We start from the raw sequence: 17,959 nt of genomic DNA, 5'->3' as shown, positions 1-17,959 counted from the left end.
ATTTATAAATATTGGATTGGATTTGTTATACTTTCCGATAAATGGATTGCAAAATTAGGGATTTTTTTCGTAAGATAATCAACTAAAAGGTTTTTTGTAAACTGCTCAGTTTCATAGTGTCCAATGTCAGCAATTACAATGTTACTTTCTGCTTGATAAAATTCATGATATTTAATATCTGAAGTGATGAAAATTTGGGCCCCAGATTGCTTTGCAGCATTGATTGCAAAAGCCCCGCTTCCTCCTAAAACAGCTACCTTAGACACATTTAGGCCTAAAAGATTGGTGTGTCTAATACAAGAAACATGCATTTTCTTTTTTAGAAGATTTAAAAACGGTAACTCCTCAATTGGTTGTTTTAATTCGCCTACCATACCCATTCCAATATTTTGATTGGTGTTATCCAAAGTAGTAATTTCATAGGCTACTTCTTCATATGGATGGTTATTAAATAATGCTTTTAATACCGATTTTTCTTTAGATTTAGAAAAAGTAATATGTATTTGTATTTCTTTTTCAAGATGAACTTTGCCTATCTCACCTAAAGTAGGGTTGGCATTTTCATTAGCTTTATAACTACCTGTACCTTCATTAGAAAAGCTACAATTATTGTAGTTACCAATATTGCCTGCTCCTGCACTATATAAGGCTTCTTTTAATTGGGAGGCAGCTTTTAAAGGAACGTATGTTATTAATTTTTTTATGGTGTTTTTTTGTGGTATTAAAATTTGAGTATTTGTTAAACCTAATACGTCACATATTTTGGCGTTTACACCTTGGGTATTATTATCCAATGCGGTATGCATACTGTATATTGCAATGTTGTTTTGTATGGCTTTAATAACTACTCTTTCTACATAAGTAGCACCAGTTATTTTTTTTAGCCCTCCAAAAACAATAGGATGAAAACTAATTATAAGGTTACACTTTTTTTCTATGGCTTCATCAATTACATTTTCTAGCGTATCTAGTGTTACTAAAACTCCAGAAACTTCGAGAGTGGGGCTCCCCACAAGTAAACCTACATTGTCAAAATCTTCAGCATAATTAAGAGGAGCAAATTCTTCTAGTATATTTGTAATGTCTTTAACAATCATTTTCATTGGATTATATGGTTATCAAAGATAAAATATTATACTTTCGTTCTAATGCAACTGCTCAGAAAAATACTATTTCCTATTTCGTTTATTTATGCTTTGGTGGTATATATAAGGAATTGGCTTTTTGATATACAAGTGCTAAAGTCTAAATCCTATAAAACACCTATTGTTTGTGTTGGGAATCTTAGTGCCGGTGGAACGGGAAAAACACCAATGGTGGAAACCATAATTTCTTTGTTTAAAGAAAATAGTAGGGTAGCGGTTCTAAGTAGGGGGTACGGGCGTAAATCTAAGGGCTATATTTTAGCTACAAAAGAAAGTGGGGTGGAAGAATTGGGTGATGAACCTTATCAAATTTGGTCTAAATTTCCCGAAATAGCATTAGTTGTAGATGCCAATAGGCAAAATGGAATAGAAAACTTAGAGGAAAAAGAAAACCCCAATATTATAATATTAGATGATGGTTTTCAACACAGGAAGGTAAAAGCTGGTTTTTCTATATTATTAACGGCTTATGATAATTTATATTCAGAAGATTGGTACTTGCCTACAGGTAATTTAAGGGATAGTAAAAAGGAGGCCAAGAGAGCAAATATTATAGTGGTTACAAAATGCCCTAAAGATTTGCCGTTGGATAGTCAGAAGCGTATAATAGAGAAGTTACGTATAAACTCTAACCAGAAAGTGCTGTTTACTTATATAGGATATAAAGATGTTTTAAATGAAAAATCGGTCTCAGTTTCGTTAGATTCATTACGAAATAAAGATATAACCTTGGTTACTGGTATAGCCAATGCAGCACCTTTGGTTGCTTATTTAGAAGAAAAAGGAATTTCTTTTAGTCATTTAAATTATAAAGACCATCATTTTTTCTCGGAATCGGAAATTAAATTTATGCAATCTAAACCATATATTCTTACTACGGAGAAGGACTATGTTCGGTTAAAAGGAAAAATGAAAAACCTTATGTATATAAGAGTGGAGCATTGTTTTTTTAATGATGGAGGAAAGATTTTTGAACAGGATATAAAGTCTTATGTAGCTGATAATTAAGAATTTTCACTATTCTTATCGAAAATGTTTTCTCCTATTTTTTGATAAAACACTTCAGGTTTAAATGGTTTGGTCACCACATCATTACAGCCTGCAGCATAAAAGCTCTCTAAGCTATCATCTAGAGATATAGCGGTTAATGCAATAATTGGAGTTTTTGTATCAAACTCTCTTATTCTAATAGTCGCTTCTTCTCCGCTAATCCCTGGCATATGAATATCCATTAAAATGGCATCATAAGTATTGTTTTTAGCAAGTTCAACGGCATCTAAGCCATTACTAGCAATGTCACTAGTAATTTCTTTTTTGGTTAACATTTTTTTGGTGATAACCTGGTTTATTTTGTTGTCTTCTACAATCATCAAATGAAGACCCTTAAACTCATAATCTTTTTCTGTAATTTCAAAAGATATTTCGTCTACGATTGCATCTTTAGATTTTGCTACAATCTCAAAAAAGAAAGAACTACCATTACCTAATTCACTTTCTAGTTGAATTTTACTATCAAATAAACCTAAAAGACTTTTTACAATAGTCAGTCCAAGACCAGTACCGCCATATTCTCTGTTGATTTGTATAGACCCTTGCTCAAATCCTTCAAAGATACTTTCTTGCATTTCTTTAGATATTCCTATACCATTATCTTCTACTTCAAAATAGAGAGTTACATCATCATCTACCTTTTTAAGAAGTTTAGCAATTACCTTTACTTCACCATCTTTGGTAAACTTTAAGGCATTACCTACTAAATTCATAAAAATTTGAGAAAGTTTTATAGGGTCACTCATTAAATGACCTGGAATATCTTCATCGTATTGTAAAGTAATTTGCGTGTTTCTTTCTTTAGCACTTTGTTGTAAAGAATCTATAACCTCTTTAAGTACCTTTTTAAGGTTAAATTCCATGTTTAATGGTTCTAATTTATCCGCATCAATTTTATTAATTTGTAAAATATCATTGATAAAATTTAGTAGATAGTCACCAGAGAATTTTAGGGCTTTTAAATGTTCTTTTTGATTTTCACTTGGATTTTCTTCTAGTAGTAAATGGGTGAGTCCAGTAACGGCGTAAAGAGGGGTTCGTAGTTCATGGCTTACCGTTGATAAGAAGTTGGTTTTTGCTTCCATGGCTTGTACTGCACCATCTCTTGCAGCTTGTAACTCTTTATTTTTGGTTTGTAATAAATCGTTCGTTTTTAACTTTATCTGGTTATTTCTATATAAAGATACTGCCAATAGAGAGATAATAATTAAAAATGCAGAGGTTAACACTGCTGTTATTTCGGATCTGTTTGCAGATTCGTTTAGTTCTTCATTTACAGTTTCTAAACGGTTAATTTCAGATGTTTTAAATTCATCTCTGATTTTATCCGCTGTCTTTTGCTCCGTTTTTAATTTATCTATATTAAAAATAGAGTCTTTAATCAGAAGGGTCTTTTTGTTTTGTTGTAATGCAAGATTGTATTCTTCTTTTTTCTCATAAGCCATAGTTAGAAGTTTATGGCTTTCTAGAATTTCAATATTAAAACTATTTTGCCGGGCTAGCTTTAAAGCTTCTTCTCCATGATCCGCACTTTCTTTGTACTTACCCATTTTAAAATATAGTTCCGTAAGTCCTAAATGCGCTTTTGTTGCTAGATATTCTTTTTCAAAAATATCCGTATTTATAATTAAGGAATTAAAATTTTTAGATGCATTATCATACTTTTCTAAATTTAAATATATGTTCCCTTCTGTTAATAGTATGTTGTTGAAGAAATTACGGTCGTTGTTAAGTTGTTTAGCTTCATTGAGCATAAAAATTGCTTGAAAATTTTTATTATTTCTAAACAGTAAAATGGCTTCTATGTATTTATGTATTGCATCTCCATAAGGATATTCAATATCTTTCAATAAAACTTCGGCTCTATCCCAGTAGAAAAGGGAGTTTTCCTCATTATCTAGTTTTAAATAGAGTTCTGCAAATTTATGATAGCTATCTAACAGAGATTTTACATCTTCGTTTTTTTCTGCTAGTGCAGAGGCTTTATTCAAGGATTCTAAAGCTAAATCTATTTTGTTTTGATTTTTAAAACTCCTAGCAAGGTTAAAATATTCCTCTACAGTTTTTTTTGGAAGAGAATCTTGAGAATACGAATAGAAACTCATTACAAAAGCAACTATAAGTATTGCAAGATTTTTCATCTTTCTGTATGTACAAAGAATTTTCAAATGTAATTTTTACTAATTAATATATTAATTAGGTCAATAAGTCTACTGCTATAACCCGTTTCATTATCATACCAGCCAATTATTTTTACCATTTTACCAATAACCGAAGTCATTTGTGAATCAAACGTACAAGAATAAGAACTATTGTTTATATCTATAGATACTATAGGGTCTTTTGTAAAAAACAATATGTTTTTTAGCTCCTTATTAGCTGTTTTTTCAAAAGTATCATTAATTTCTTTAATTGTTGTAGGTTTTTTTACATTAAAAGTAATATCTGTAAGGGATCCATTAGGAACAGGAACACGAATACCGCAACCTCCAATAACGTCCTTTAGTTCAGGGAATATTCTAGTAAGGGCTTTAGCAGCACCTGTTGTTGTTGGTACTATAGATTGCCCTGCAGCTCTCGCTCTTCTTAAATCTCTATGAGGTTGATCATGTAAGCTTTGGTCACTCGTATAGGAGTGAATGGTGGTTATATATGCCTGTTCAATACCACATAAATCATTAATCACTTTAATCATTGGAGCAGCATTATTTGTGGTGCACGACGCATTAGAAATAATGTGGTCATTAACAGTAAGCGTATTTTCATTAATACCACATACTATCATTTTAATAGAATCTTCTATTGGAGGTACTGATAAGATTACTTTTTTAGCTCCATTAGCCAAATGATAATTTAAGTCTTTTTTATACTTAAATTTGCCGCTAGATTCAATTACAATATCTACTCTCTTGGAATTCCAATCAATGTTTTTTGGATGGTCTTCGTTAAATAGAATAATTTTTTTTCCTTCGACAATAATGTGTTTGTCATCATGACTTATTTCGCTGCTATTTACGCCATGTATACTATCGTATTTTAATAGGTGAGATAATGTTCTACTATCTGCTAAGTCATTAATTGCTACAACATGTAAGTGATCTTGTTGACTAAGAAGTCTGAAAAGAGTTCTCCCTATTCTTCCAAAACCATTAATACCTATGTTTATTTTATTCATAAGAAAATATCAGATTTGAAATATAGCAAGAAGGTGTTGCACGTTAATTAATATGTTTATGCGCCTTATAGGATGATCTTACTAGGGCGCCACTCTCCACGTGTCTGAACCCCATTTTTAATCCAATTTCTTCATACTTTTTAAACTGTTCCGGAAGAATAAAGTGTCGTACTGGAAGGTGTTTTTTTGTAGGTTGTAAATACTGACCTATTGTAACAATATCTACATTGGCTTTTCTTAAATCTTCCATTGTTTGCAGTACTTCTTCTTCTAATTCTCCAAGCCCAAGCATAATACCAGATTTGGTTCTGTTGATACCACTTTCTTTTAAGTATTTTAAAACGTCTAAGCTTCTTTCATATTTAGCCTGTATTCTAACCTCTCTAGTTAATCGTTTTACAGTTTCCATATTATGAGATACAACTTCAGGGTTAACCTCTATAATGCGATCTAAATGCTTTTCTACTCCCTGAAAATCAGGGATTAAGGTTTCTAGAGTAGTGGTAGGGTTCATTCTTCGTATTGCATTAACTGTTTCTGCCCAAATAATGGATCCCATGTCTTTAAGATCGTCTCTATCCACAGATGTAATAACAGCATGCTTAATACTCATTATTTTTATTGATCTGGCAACTTTTTCTGGCTCCGCCCAATCTACATCTTCTGGTCTACCAGTTTTTACTCCACAGAAGCCACAAGATCTAGTGCAAACGTTTCCTAAAATCATAAAAGTAGCTGTACCTTCTCCCCAGCATTCTCCCATATTAGGGCAGCTACCAGAAGTACAAATAGTATTTAATTCATACTTGTCTACTAACCCTCTTAATTGCGTATATTTTTTACCAGTAGGTAGTTTTACACGTAACCATTTTGGTTTTCCTTTAGGCGGTTTTACATGTTCTATAGAATCTGTACTCATGAATAAATTTTAATCAAATATACAAACTAATTAAAAGACCTTTTGTGGTATTAAGAAGACCTAAAATTATAATTGAAATATTATTTTGTTTATTGCTTTTTTGAATTGGCTTATTTATTACCACTAATTACTTCGGCTAATAATTTTTTTGCCCGCAATAATTTTACTTTAACATTGTTCATAGGTTCATTTAGTTGTTCTGCTATGGAGGCATAACTAAGTTCGTTAAAATACCTAAGGTTTATAACCTCTTGATAATGCGGTTTTAATTTTTTTATGTGAAGTAAAAGAGTGGCAAGGTTTTGTTCCGTAATAAGTTGGTCTTCTGCGGAAGGGGCATCATCCAAGACTTTTTTAAATGCTTCATTATCATCATGCGGGTTAATAATATCTTTTTTTCTTTTTCTTAAAAGATCTACATGAATATTTTTAGAAATAGTAATTAACCAAGTTTTAAAAGCGTAGGAGTTATCATAAGTCAGTAATTTATCAAAAGCCTTAGAGAATGTTTGTACAGTTATATCTTCAGCATCACTCTCGTTTTCTGTTCTTTTTAATTGAAAACCATAAACATCATTCCAAAATGTATCTAGTAATTTACTATAAGCAATTTGGTTGCCTAATTTTGCTTTTTCTATAATATCAAGAATTGTTTGTTTGTTTTCCAAAACAGGGAACTTAGAAAATTACGTTTTTTTAATATATAGACTACTGCAATTCTGGAGTAGCGTCTTTTTTGCAATCTTGCTCGTCAGGTAATTTACCACACATGCCGCAAGCCTCTCCTTCTTTATTTAAAAATGGACTTTGGCTAGCACAAGTACCTGCAAATTTACCATCTTTTTTCGCCCATATTTTAATTGCAATTCCGGCAAAAGCTAAGGTGAGAAGACCTATAGTAAGTAGTATCAACTTCATAATAAAATTTTCAACAAAGATATAAAAATAAAGCCCCAAAAAGGGGCTTTAAGATTACTTTATATGTGTTGTTGTTAATACGCAATATTCGCAACAATTTTATTGACAGTAGGACTTACGTTACCGCCTTTAGGTTCAATAGTAATGTAACTAACCGCATTATCAGCATAAGGAAGAGCAGTAAGGTTATCTTTATTACCAGCTTCTTCAATAATTCCTAAGTTTAACATTTTGCCATTAACCTCTGCCCACATCTGAAAACATTGGTTTTCTGGCAATTCAGGAAGTTTGCTAACGTTAATATAAGAAAGTTTCTTAACAGGATTAATATAGGCTATGGCTTTAAGGTCTTTGGCCATTCTGTTACCTCTTACATTATATTTTTTAGTTTGCGGATTATTAAGAACAATAAATTGGTTTCTTACATCCTCTAATTGTTGCCTCATATCTGCTTCTAATGTTTTTATTTTATTAGAAACAATGGTGTTTTCTTGTTGTAAATTTTGATTCTGATTATAGAAAAAATAGGAAGCACTTGCAAACACACATGCAATTATACTTGCAGCGATAGCGTATCTAAAGAATTTTTTACGACCAGTACGTTCTGATTTTATTCGTGCAAGAATCTTTTCTTTTAAGCCATCTGGGGTTTTTATAGCATGTAATTTTGCAAAACTCTCTAAATTGTCTTGAAGCTCATTATAAGTGTCTCTTACTTCAGGATACATCGCGATGTATCTTTCTACTTGTAGAGATTCCATCTCATTAGTGCTACCTAATAGGTATTTTTCTAACAAATCTGAATCTAAAAATATCTTAATCTTTTCTTTCATTATAACACATTTAAAGTAAGTGCAAGTAGAACCAAAGCAGGTCCATATATTTTTTTTAACTCGCGTAAACCTATTTTTAATCTAGACTTAATTGTTCCTAAAGGAATATCTAGCTCATCACTAGCTTCTTGTTGTGTCATCCCTTGAAAGAACAAAGCTTCCAAAACTATTTGGTATTTGCTTTCTATCTTATCTAAATTGTCACGGATATCCATGAATTCCGGCCTTGTACTATCTACACCTAAATTATATACGTCGGAAACATCTATTTGGATTTCTTTATCCAGTTTTGTGTTAACGCTTCTTAATTTATCAATAGCAGTATTTCTGGTAATTCTAAATAACCAAGTAAACAATTTGGCCTTGGATGGATCATAGGTATCTGCTTTTTTCCAAATTTTCACAAAACTTTCTTGGACCACATCTTGAGCTAAATCATCGTTACGTACTACTTTATGGGCTACTCCATATAGGGTATCTCCATAGTTTTCATACAAAAGGGAGATGGCTTTGTCATTGCGCTCTTGCAAAAGTTCTACAATATGTTTTTCAAGTAGTGTGCTCATAATAATGATAGGGTATAAGAAAATTAAACACAAAGGCATCCAATATCTTCTTTTTTACCGTATATCCTTTAAACGCTAAATTATTAAATTGATTGTTAAGGAAAGCGTTATGATAAAAATAATAGTATAAATGTACAACTGGTTATTGTACATTTAATTTTGGTTGGTTTGGTATAACCCTCGTAAGTTTCTTGCGGGGGTTATCTTATTATATTTACTTCAGGGGAAATAGTTATCCCAAACTTATTGCGAACTTCAGAAATAATAGTATGTGCTAAATTTAATATTTCTTGTCCGGTTGCCTTACCGTAATTAACTAAAACAAGTGCTTGTTTTTTATGAACACCGGCATCACCAAGGCGTTTGCCTTTAAAACCACTTTGTTCAATAAGCCAACCTGCGGGTACTTTAAATAAAGTATCACTTATTTTATAAAATGGAGCCTCTGGATGTTTGGAACTAAAAACAAGAAACTCTTCTTTAGAAAGTATTGGGTTTTTAAAAAAACTACCACTATTACCGATTTCTTTTGGATCTGGTAATTTGCTTTGTCTTATAGTAATTACGGCATTGGAAATGTCTTGAATACTAGGTTTTTTAATGTTTTTTTTAAGTAATTCTTCTTCTATAGAACCATAAGAAGTATTTAAGATATGATTGGTTTTAGTAAGTTTTAAATTTACAGACGTAATAACAAATTTTCCTTTTCCTTCATTTTTAAAATAAGAGTCTCGGTATCCAAATTTACAAGCTTCTTTGCTAAAAGATTTTATCTCTAAAGTTTCTGTGTGTAATGCTTCGCAGCTTACAAAATGATCTTTAAGTTCTACGCCATAGGCACCAATATTTTGGATTGGAGCTGTTCCAGTTTTACCAGGAATTAGTGACATGTTTTCTAAACCTCCATAATTATTCTCTAGGGTCCATAGAATCATTTCGTGCCAATTTTCACCAGCCATAACTTTAAGAATAACATAATCGTTGTCTTCCTCAATTATAGATATTCCTTTTATGTTAATATGTATTACAAGGGCTTCTATGTCTTTAGTAAGTAATAAATTGCTTCCTCCACTAATAACAAATTTAGTGGGGTATTCTTTTAGAGAGAAAACATTTTTTAGTTCTTCTATATTAGAAACTTCACAGAAGTGTTTTGCCTTAGCGGAAATACCAAAAGTGTTATAAGATTGTAAAGATATGTTTTGTAAAATATGCATTACCCTATATAACTTTTAAGAGCTTCTTTTAGTATAGTAACTGCTCTTTTTAAACTATCTTGGTTTAGTACATATGCAATTCTAATTTGGTTTTCACCTAGACCTTTGGTAGCATAAAACCCTGCGGCTGGTGCAACCATTACCGTTTCCCCTTTATATCTAAAATCTTCTAACAACCATTGTGCAAAATCATCTGCGTTTTTTACGGGTAATTCAGCTATGCAATAAAAAGCTCCGTTTGGTACGCCAACTTTTACGCCATCAATGTTTTTTAATTCTGCAATTAAAGTATTTCTTCTTTTTAGATACTCCTCTTTTACATCATTAAAATAACTTTGAGGGGTGTCTAAAGCAGCTTCACTTGCTATTTGGGCATAGGTAGGAGGTGATAATCTTGCTTGTGCAAATTTAAGTGCAGTAGCAATAACTTCTTTGTTTTTAGAAACTAAGTAGCCTATACGAGCGCCACACATGCTATAACGCTTAGAAACGGAGTCAATAACTATAGCGTTTTCTTCTAACCCTACTTCTTGAAGAATCGAATAATGCCCCTTATCGTCATACGTAAATTCTCTATACACTTCATCAGCAACCAAAAAGAGATTATGTTTTTTTGCAATGGTGGCTAATTTTTGAATTTCTTCTTTACTATATAGGTATCCAGTTGGGTTTCCAGGATTACAAATTAGTATGGCTTTAGTTTTAGAAGTAATTAATTCTTCAAAATCTTCTATAGGTGGTAAAGCAAAATTATTTTCTATTCTAGAAACCACAGGGACTACTTTTACCCCAGCTGAAGTAGCGAATCCATTATAATTTGCATAGAAAGGCTCCGGTATTATAATTTCATCATCAAAATCGGCAATACTTCCCATCACAAAGGAAAGAGCTTCAGAACCACCTGTAGTAACGATAATATCTGTAGATTCTACGGTGATAGAATGTTTTGCATAATAGGTCGCAATTTTTTCTCTAAAAATCTCTGACCCTTCTGTTCGGCTATATGCAACGATATCTAAATTATTGTTTTTTACTGCGTCTAAGGCAATTTGTGGTGTTTTTATATCCGGCTGACCAATATTTAAATGGATAACTTTAGCACCATTCATTTTCGCTTTTTCTGCAAAAGGAACCAGTTTGCGTATCGGAGATTCAGGCATAGAAACTCCTTTTCGAGAAATATTTGGCATATGTAACATATTTTAAGCAAAAATGAGGAAACATAACAGAACAAACAATGATAACAAGAATTATTTCGTTTTTCATTTTTTGTTAAAGTTTTAGGTAGTTTGTAATTTATACAATAGATTTAAAGTAGGTAATGCGTTAAAATAAAGTAAGTTGAGAAAAATAGCTACACTTTTTATATTGCTTTTATTGTGCTCTGCTTTTTCTGCGATAGGGCAAAATTTTGAATTACCTAATGGTCAAGATTTTCAGAAAGTAAAATTTAAATTGGTTAATAACTTAATCGTTATGCCTATTGAGGTTAACGGTACAGAATTGTCTTTTATCTTAGATTCTGGTGTAGGAAAACCTATTTTGTTTAATGTGTCTGATAAGGATTCTATACAGATAAATAATGTTTCTGAAATTGCAATTCGTGGTTTAGGGGAAAGTGAACCTATTAAAGCCCTAAGTTCTAAAAAAAACTTTTTTAAGATTGGGGAGGTAAAAAATGCAAACCAAGATTTATTTGTGGTGATGGATAAGAGTCTCAATTTTTCTCCTAGTTTAGGTATTCCAGTTCATGGTATTATAGGTTATGAATTATTTAGAGACTTTGTAGTAGATATTAATTACGGAAAACAGCTAATTAAATTCTACGCTCCAGGAAGTTATAAAATAAAAAACAAAAAGAAGGTAGAGATATTGCCTTTGAAAATAAGGAAAAAGAAAGCGTATGTAGATGCAAAGGTACATATTAACGGCAAAGACGATTTGCAAGTTAGAATGCTTGTGGATACGGGAAGTAGTGATGCCATATGGCTTTTTGAAGATAAAAATATTGGTGTCCCGGAAAAGAATTATGATGATTTTTTAGGTAAAGGATTAGGAGGTAGTATTTTTGGAAAAAGAACTAAAGTAAACAGTATATCCATAGGAAATTTTTCATTAGAAGATGCAAAAGCGGCATTCCCTAATATGAAAACATTTAATAACATTAAAAATTTAGGGAATAGAAATGGTAGCATAGGAGGGGAGGTTTTAAAACGTTTTAATATTGTATTCGATTATAAGAATGAAAAAATAATTCTTAGAAAAAACGGCAATTTTAATATTCCGTTTCATTACAATTTAAGCGGTATAGAACTTCAACATGATGGAGTAAGGTATGTTTCTGAATATATTGGAAGTGCTAAAAAAGGAAGTTCTGATACATTTGGAAATGTTCAAATTTTAATAGAAAATTCAACTAGGTTAAGTTTAGTTCCTGAAATAGTGGTTTCGGCAATTAGAGCGGGTAGTCCTGCTGAATCTGCTGGTTTGCAAGAAGGAGATGTAATATTAGCGGTAAACGGAAAAAGAGTTTATAGTTATAAACTTCAAGAAATAATGCAGATGCTTAATCAAAAAGAAGGAAAAAGGATTCGCTTACTTATAGAAAGGTACAATCAAGATGTTCTTTTTAGTTTCGTTTTAAAAAATATATTTAAGTAATATCTTTGGTGATATTATTGGATAGAAATAAAAAAAGCTCGGTATATACCGAGCTTTTATATTTTAATTAAAAAGTAATTTTTATTTCGTTCCGTTATTTGGATCTTTTACTTCTCCTTTAATTTTTAAAACTTTCGTAGGTGTATCTGCATTAGATAAAACGGTGATAGCTTTTCTAATTGGCCCCACTCTTTTTGTATCATATTTTACAGATATTTTTCCTTTTTTACCAGGTAAAACAGGATCCTTATCATAGGAAGGGATTGTACATCCACAACTAGAGGTTACTTTACTTAATACTAAAGGAGCTGATCCCGTATTAGTAAATTCAAAAACACGAACACCGTCCGCACCTTTAACAACTTCTCCATAATCAACAGTTTCTGCTGTAAACTCAATTTTAGCTCCTGTTTCCTGAGCTGTTAGGCTAAATCCTAGTAATCCTACAAATAATACAAGTACTATTTTTTTCATAATTTTTTGTTTTGGGTATAAATCAAAATTAAATCTTTTCAGATGAACCTCCAAAATTCTTTTGTTATACTCTAACGTTACTTATTTTTGTTTCGTATTTTAAAAATAACGGAATTGATATAATTTAACATATCTTTTAATGTTACTTTTTTATACATTAAATTAATATTTCAAAAACTGTACCAAAAAATGGAAATTCCATCAAAATATAATCCACAATCAGTAGAAAATCACTGGTATGATTATTGGATGAAAAACAACTTTTTTCATTCTACCCCTGACGACAGAGAGCCATACACCATTGTAATTCCCCCACCAAATGTTACGGGGATACTACATATGGGTCATATGCTTAATAATACTATTCAAGATGTTCTCATTCGTAGAGCAAGATTAATGGGTAAAAATGCATGTTGGGTACCAGGTACAGATCACGCATCTATAGCTACAGAAGCAAAGGTTGTCGCTAAGTTAAAAGAGCAGGGAATTAATAAGGCAGATCTAAGTAGAGAAGACTTTTTAAAGCATGCTTGGGACTGGACAGAGGAATATGGAGGAGTTATTTTAGAACAACTTAAGAAATTAGGGTGTTCATGTGATTGGGAACGTACCAAATTCACTATGGATGAGGATATGTCTGCTTCCGTTATTAAAGTTTTTGTAGACTTATTTAATAAAGGAAAAATTTATAAAGGAAACCGAATGGTAAATTGGGATCCTGAGGCAAAAACAACATTGTCCGATGAAGAAGTAATTTATGAAGAGAAGCAAGGGTTATTATATTATTTGTCTTACGCCATCGAGGGTTCCGATGAAAAAGTAACTATTGCAACGACAAGACCAGAAACTATTTTGGGGGATAGTGCTATTTGTATTAATCCCAATGACGAGCGTTTTACGCATTTAAAAGGAAAAAAGGCAATTGTTCCTTTGTGTGATAGGGTAATTCCAATTATTGAAGACGGTTATGTAGATATGGAATTTGGTACAGGTTGTCTAAAAGTAACACCTGCGCATGATATTAATGATAAAGCTTTAGGAGAGAAACATAATCTAGAAATCATAGATATTTTTAATGAAGATGCATCTCTTAATAGTTTTGGATTGCATTATGAAGGTAAAGACCGTTTTGTTGTTCGTAAAGAAATTTCTAAAGAATTAGAGGAAAAAGGATTTTTAATAAAAACTGAACAACATATAAATAAAGTAGGAACTTCGGAAAGGACTAAGGCGGTTATAGAGCCTCGCCTTTCGGATCAGTGGTTCTTAAAAATGGAAGATTTAGCTAAACCCGCTTTGGATGCGGTGCTAAAAACAAATGAAGTAAAACTATTTCCTAAGAAATTTGAAAATACGTACCGCCATTGGATGGAAAATATTCGCGATTGGAATATTTCTCGCCAACTGTGGTGGGGGCAGCAAATCCCAGCTTTTTATTTTGGTGATGGGCATGAAGACTTTGTGGTAGCGGAAACTATAGAAGAAGCATTAGAGCTTGCAAAATCTAAATCAGGAAAGACAAACTTAACTACTGCAGATTTAAAACAAGATGCAGATGTATTGGATACTTGGTTTTCTTCATGGTTATGGCCTATTAGTGTTTTTGGAGGCATATTAGAACCAGAAAATGAAGAGATTCAATATTACTATCCTACCAATGATTTGGTAACAGGTCCGGATATTTTATTTTTCTGGGTAGCACGTATGATTGTTTCTGGTTACGAATATAGAGATGAAAGACCTTTCGAAAATGTATATTTTACAGGTTTGGTCCGTGATAAACAGCGTCGTAAAATGTCAAAATCATTAGGAAATTCTCCAGATGCATTACAGCTTATGGAAGATTATGGTGCAGATGGGGTTCGCGTTGGATTATTATTAAGTGCTGCAGCTGGGAACGATTTAATGTTTGATGAGGCTTTATGCCAACAAGGAAAGAACTTTGCAAATAAAATTTGGAATGGCTTTCGTTTGTTAAAGGGGTGGGAAGTTGAAGATTTGCCGCAGCCTGAAGCATCTAAGCTAGGTATAGAATGGTATACGGCAAAATTTAATGAGACTTTATTAGAAATAGAAGATCATTTTAGTAAGTATAGAATTTCAGACGCCTTAATGGCAATTTATAAATTAGTTTGGGATGATTATAGTTCCTGGTTGTTAGAAATTATAAAACCAGCTTATCAAAAACCAATAGATAAAAAGACATTTAATGCAGTAATTCTTTTGTTTGAGCAAAATTTAAAATTGTTACATCCTTTTATGCCTTTTTTAACGGAAGAAGTATGGCAACATATAACAGAAAGAACGCCAGAAGAAGCTTTAATGGTGTCGCAATGGCCTAAAGAAGTAGGTGTTGACACTAATATACTTGCAGAATTTAATTTTGCAGCAGATGTAATATCGGGAATTCGTACTATTCGTAAAGAGAAAAATATACTAATGAAAGAAGCTTTGTCTCTTTCCATATTAAACTCGGAAAAAGCTGGTTTAGCTTGGGATACGGTAATACGAAAATTAACTAATTTAGAATCTATCTCTTATGTAGATACAGCGGTAGATGGCGCTTTAACTTTTAGAGTAAAAAGTAACGAATACTTTATTCCTATAGAAGGAGCTATAGATGTAGAAGCAGAGAAAGTTAAAATAGCAGAGGAGTTAAAATACACTAAAGGGTTTTTAATTTCTGTTCAGAAAAAACTCTCTAATGAACGTTTTGTAAATAATGCGCCAGAAAAAGTTATTGCCATAGAAAGAAAAAAGCTGGCAGATGCCGAAGCTAAAATAGAAACATTAGAGAAAAGTTTAAGGAGTCTAGGATAATAAAACAATAGATATAAGTATGAAAATAATAGGAATAGGAAAGAATTATGTAAGTGATTTAAGTGAAATGCCAAAAGGAAAAGTAATTCCTTTAATTTTTACAAAGCCAGATTCATCTCTTTTAGAGAATAATGCGGATTTAGAGCTTCCTGCTTTTTCAGATGATGTTTGGTATGAGGTAGAGTTGGCTTTTAGAATAGGGAAAACCTGTAAAAATGCTACGTTAGAAGATGCCTTGTTATTTGTAGATGCTATAGCATTAGCAAATGATTTAACAGCGAAAGATGTTTTAAAACAAAGCCGAGAGCCAAATAAAGGACCATGGGCATTAGCAAAAGGTTTTGATGGTGCTACACCAATATCTAAATTTTTACCGATATCAGATTTTTCCGATGTAAAAAACATTAATTTTTCCATGACTGTTAATGGTATAGAAACTCAAAAAGGAAATAGCAGTTTAATGATTACTACTTTGGCAGAATTAATAGTTTATGTTTCAAATGTAATGACATTAAACTCAGGTGATATTTTGTTGTCTGGTACACCAGCTTTAGGTGCAGATAAGGTAAATTCTGGAGATGAAATGTTAGGGTATCTAGAAGGAGAGAAAATGTTTCATACAAAAGTGAAATAACGAGCTTAATAATTTTAAATCTTAAGATGTAAAATTAAGAGACAGATTCTTATCTTTAAGAAAAACATTTTCTTATGATAAAATTTGTCTCTTTTATTTTGTGTTTGTTTTCTGTGTCTATTTTTGCCCAAGAGCAGAAAAAAGAAATATTACCTAAAGAAATTCAAATACAAACAGCAGTTCTTCCAGCTCCCGAAGAAGATAAAAATGGAGCGAAAGTGTACGGTTATGATGAAACTGGTAATTTTGTTGTTCTCAGAGAAGGAACTAATAACTTAGTATGTTTAGCAGATAACCCTAATAAAGAAGGTATAAGTGTTTCTTGTTATTCTATAAAATTAGAACCTTTTATGGCTCGAGGAAGAGAGTTGGCCGCCGAAGGAAAAAATTTTAAAGAAAAAAGAGAAATACGTGGCGCTGAGGTTGCTGCAGGTAAAATTAAAATGCCAAAAGAACCAAGCATGACGTACATTTATTTTGGTAGCGAGGCCGCCTATGACAAAAGTACAGGTAAACTTGGTGACGGTCAATTTAGATATGTCATTTATACACCATTTGCCACTATAGAATCCACCGGTTTACCAAGTAAGCCCCATGCAAAAGGAATGCCTTGGTTAATGGATCCAGGAACGTTTAGAGCGCACATAATGGTAGGGCCATTTTAATTCGATTTTAATAATTTTTTTTAATTCTATTTATGAGCTATAGTTTGGAGGACCTTTTAAAAGCAAAAACACGTAAAGATCTTGTGAAAATTGCGGAACAACAAAATATAAATATTGCTAATGTGGTTCGCAATTTAAAATATGAAATGGAGCTTGTAAAATTGCAAAGTGAGTTGGTTCTTTTGCAAAATTGGGTAACAAAAAATAATATGCGAGTAGCTGTTCTTTTTGAAGGTAGAGATGCTGCCGGTAAAGGTGGGTCCATTAAAAGATTTATAGAACATTTAAACCCGCGTTCTTCTAGAGTTGTGGCTTTGTCGAAACCTACAGATAATGAACGGGGACAATGGTATTTTAGAAGGTATATAAAAGAATTGCCTAATCCTGGTGAAATAGTTTTTTTTGATAGAAGTTGGTACAATAGGGCGGTAGTAGAACCTGTTATGGGTTTTTGTTCTGAAAAGCAATATCAGCAATTTATGGTGCAAGTGCCAGAATTTGAGCATTTGTTGTATGAAGATGGGGTGATTTTAATAAAATTTTGGTTTTCTATCTCTAAGGAAGTACAGCAGAAAAGATTTAATGCCCGATTGAAAAACCCACTAAAACAATGGAAGTTTAGTCCTGTAGACAGGAAAGGTCAAGAGTTATGGGATAAGTATACCTATTACAAGGAGCAGATGTTTACAAAGACACATACAAATTTTAGCCCATGGATTATTGTAAAAACAAACGATAAAAAAACAGCTCGTTTGGAGAGTATGCGCTATTTATTATCTAATTTCAATTATTCTGAAAAAAAGGATAAAAACAGTATTATTCAACCAGACCCTAATGTTATAGTACGTTATTACAGAAATGCCAAGCAAATCGATATTTAAG

The 17,959-nt window shown here is 32.1% G+C and carries 17 protein-coding genes; 6 read left to right on the top strand and 11 right to left on the bottom strand.

Annotated elements, in window-relative coordinates:
* Positions 1 to 2: 2 nt before the first annotated feature.
* Positions 3 to 1,097 carry a Nif3-like dinuclear metal center hexameric protein gene (locus Q0856_RS15255; RefSeq protein ID WP_298506443.1) on the bottom strand — a complete coding sequence of 365 codons (1,095 nt, stop codon included), beginning with the start codon at positions 1,095 to 1,097 and terminating at the stop codon, positions 3 to 5.
* Between the two features lie 51 nt (positions 1,098 to 1,148).
* On the opposite strand from Q0856_RS15255, the gene lpxK reads away from it, so the two are divergent.
* Positions 1,149 to 2,153 (top strand): tetraacyldisaccharide 4'-kinase, encoded by a 1,005-nt coding sequence (gene lpxK / locus Q0856_RS15250; RefSeq protein WP_298506395.1) that lies wholly within the window; start codon positions 1,149 to 1,151, stop codon positions 2,151 to 2,153.
* Here the strand turns inward: lpxK and Q0856_RS15245 are convergent.
* The 9 genes from Q0856_RS15245 to Q0856_RS15205 all read right to left on the bottom strand — a co-directional run bounded on the left by Q0856_RS15245 (position 2,150) and on the right by Q0856_RS15205 (position 11,013).
* Positions 2,150 to 4,336, bottom strand: a complete 2,187-nt coding sequence (locus Q0856_RS15245; RefSeq protein WP_298480683.1) for an ATP-binding protein — start codon at positions 4,334 to 4,336, stop codon at positions 2,150 to 2,152. The two genes, lpxK and Q0856_RS15245, sit on opposite strands and share 4 nt — an antisense overlap.
* Positions 4,337 to 4,359: 23 nt before the next feature.
* The gene (gene gap, locus Q0856_RS15240; RefSeq protein WP_298506392.1) at positions 4,360 to 5,370 is read right to left on the bottom strand and encodes a type I glyceraldehyde-3-phosphate dehydrogenase; all 1,011 of its coding nucleotides are present in this window, start codon (positions 5,368 to 5,370) and stop codon (positions 4,360 to 4,362) included.
* A 43-nt stretch (positions 5,371 to 5,413) separates the two neighbouring features.
* On the bottom strand, positions 5,414 to 6,289 hold the full coding sequence (gene lipA, locus Q0856_RS15235) for a lipoyl synthase (protein ID WP_298480688.1): 876 nt from the start codon (positions 6,287 to 6,289) through the stop codon (positions 5,414 to 5,416).
* 110 nt (positions 6,290 to 6,399) lie between these two features.
* Entirely contained in the window at positions 6,400 to 6,957 is a 558-nt protein-coding gene (locus Q0856_RS15230) for a sigma-70 family RNA polymerase sigma factor (protein WP_298480690.1), read from the bottom strand.
* Positions 6,958 to 6,997: 40 nt separating this feature from the next.
* Positions 6,998 to 7,207 (bottom strand): membrane or secreted protein, encoded by a 210-nt coding sequence (locus Q0856_RS15225; protein WP_298506390.1) that lies wholly within the window; start codon positions 7,205 to 7,207, stop codon positions 6,998 to 7,000.
* Between the two features lie 74 nt (positions 7,208 to 7,281).
* On the bottom strand, positions 7,282 to 8,040 hold the full coding sequence (locus tag Q0856_RS15220) for an anti-sigma factor (RefSeq protein ID WP_298480693.1): 759 nt from the start codon (positions 8,038 to 8,040) through the stop codon (positions 7,282 to 7,284).
* Positions 8,040 to 8,606 (bottom strand): RNA polymerase sigma factor, encoded by a 567-nt coding sequence (locus Q0856_RS15215; protein WP_298480695.1) that lies wholly within the window; start codon positions 8,604 to 8,606, stop codon positions 8,040 to 8,042. Before Q0856_RS15215 ends, Q0856_RS15220 begins: the two co-directional genes overlap by 1 nt.
* 200 nt (positions 8,607 to 8,806) lie before the next feature.
* Positions 8,807 to 9,823, bottom strand: a complete 1,017-nt coding sequence (murB, locus tag Q0856_RS15210; RefSeq protein ID WP_298506387.1) for a UDP-N-acetylmuramate dehydrogenase — start codon at positions 9,821 to 9,823, stop codon at positions 8,807 to 8,809.
* A complete protein-coding gene (locus Q0856_RS15205) occupies positions 9,823 to 11,013 on the bottom strand; it encodes a pyridoxal phosphate-dependent aminotransferase (protein ID WP_298480699.1) in 1,191 nt (396 codons plus the stop codon). The genes murB and Q0856_RS15205 overlap by 1 nt, the downstream gene beginning before the upstream one ends.
* A gap of 151 nt (positions 11,014 to 11,164) precedes the next feature.
* Here Q0856_RS15205 and Q0856_RS15200 point away from each other — a divergent pair, with 151 nt between their 5' ends.
* Positions 11,165 to 12,484: a PDZ domain-containing protein gene (locus Q0856_RS15200; RefSeq protein ID WP_298506384.1), complete on the top strand. Its 1,320-nt coding sequence runs from the start codon at positions 11,165 to 11,167 to the stop codon at positions 12,482 to 12,484.
* Positions 12,485 to 12,565: 81 nt separating this feature from the next.
* On the opposite strand, the gene Q0856_RS15195 is transcribed toward Q0856_RS15200, so the two are convergent.
* The gene (locus Q0856_RS15195; RefSeq protein WP_298480703.1) at positions 12,566 to 12,958 is read right to left on the bottom strand and encodes a DUF1573 domain-containing protein; all 393 of its coding nucleotides are present in this window, start codon (positions 12,956 to 12,958) and stop codon (positions 12,566 to 12,568) included.
* A gap of 189 nt (positions 12,959 to 13,147) precedes the next feature.
* Between Q0856_RS15195 and Q0856_RS15190 the strand changes: the two genes are divergently transcribed.
* The 4 genes from Q0856_RS15190 (at position 13,148) to ppk2 (ending at position 17,958) form a co-directional block, all read left to right on the top strand.
* A complete protein-coding gene (locus Q0856_RS15190) occupies positions 13,148 to 15,778 on the top strand; it encodes a valine--tRNA ligase (protein WP_298506382.1) in 2,631 nt (876 codons plus the stop codon).
* 19 nt (positions 15,779 to 15,797) lie between these two features.
* Positions 15,798 to 16,412 carry a fumarylacetoacetate hydrolase family protein gene (locus Q0856_RS15185; protein WP_298506379.1) on the top strand — a complete coding sequence of 205 codons (615 nt, stop codon included), beginning with the start codon at positions 15,798 to 15,800 and terminating at the stop codon, positions 16,410 to 16,412.
* 74 nt (positions 16,413 to 16,486) lie between these two features.
* The gene (locus tag Q0856_RS15180) at positions 16,487 to 17,077 is read left to right on the top strand and encodes a hypothetical protein (RefSeq protein ID WP_298506377.1); all 591 of its coding nucleotides are present in this window, start codon (positions 16,487 to 16,489) and stop codon (positions 17,075 to 17,077) included.
* A 32-nt stretch (positions 17,078 to 17,109) separates the two neighbouring features.
* Positions 17,110 to 17,958 carry a polyphosphate kinase 2 gene (ppk2, locus tag Q0856_RS15175; protein WP_298480712.1) on the top strand — a complete coding sequence of 283 codons (849 nt, stop codon included), beginning with the start codon at positions 17,110 to 17,112 and terminating at the stop codon, positions 17,956 to 17,958.
* The last annotated feature ends 1 nt before the right edge of the window (position 17,959 follow it).

It is taken from the genome of uncultured Maribacter sp. (genome assembly GCF_947496775.1).
In the GTDB taxonomy this organism is placed as follows: domain Bacteria; phylum Bacteroidota; class Bacteroidia; order Flavobacteriales; family Flavobacteriaceae; genus Maribacter_B.
The sequence above is the reverse complement of the archived record's forward strand: the minus strand, read 5'-3'. Positions and strand labels throughout refer to the sequence as shown.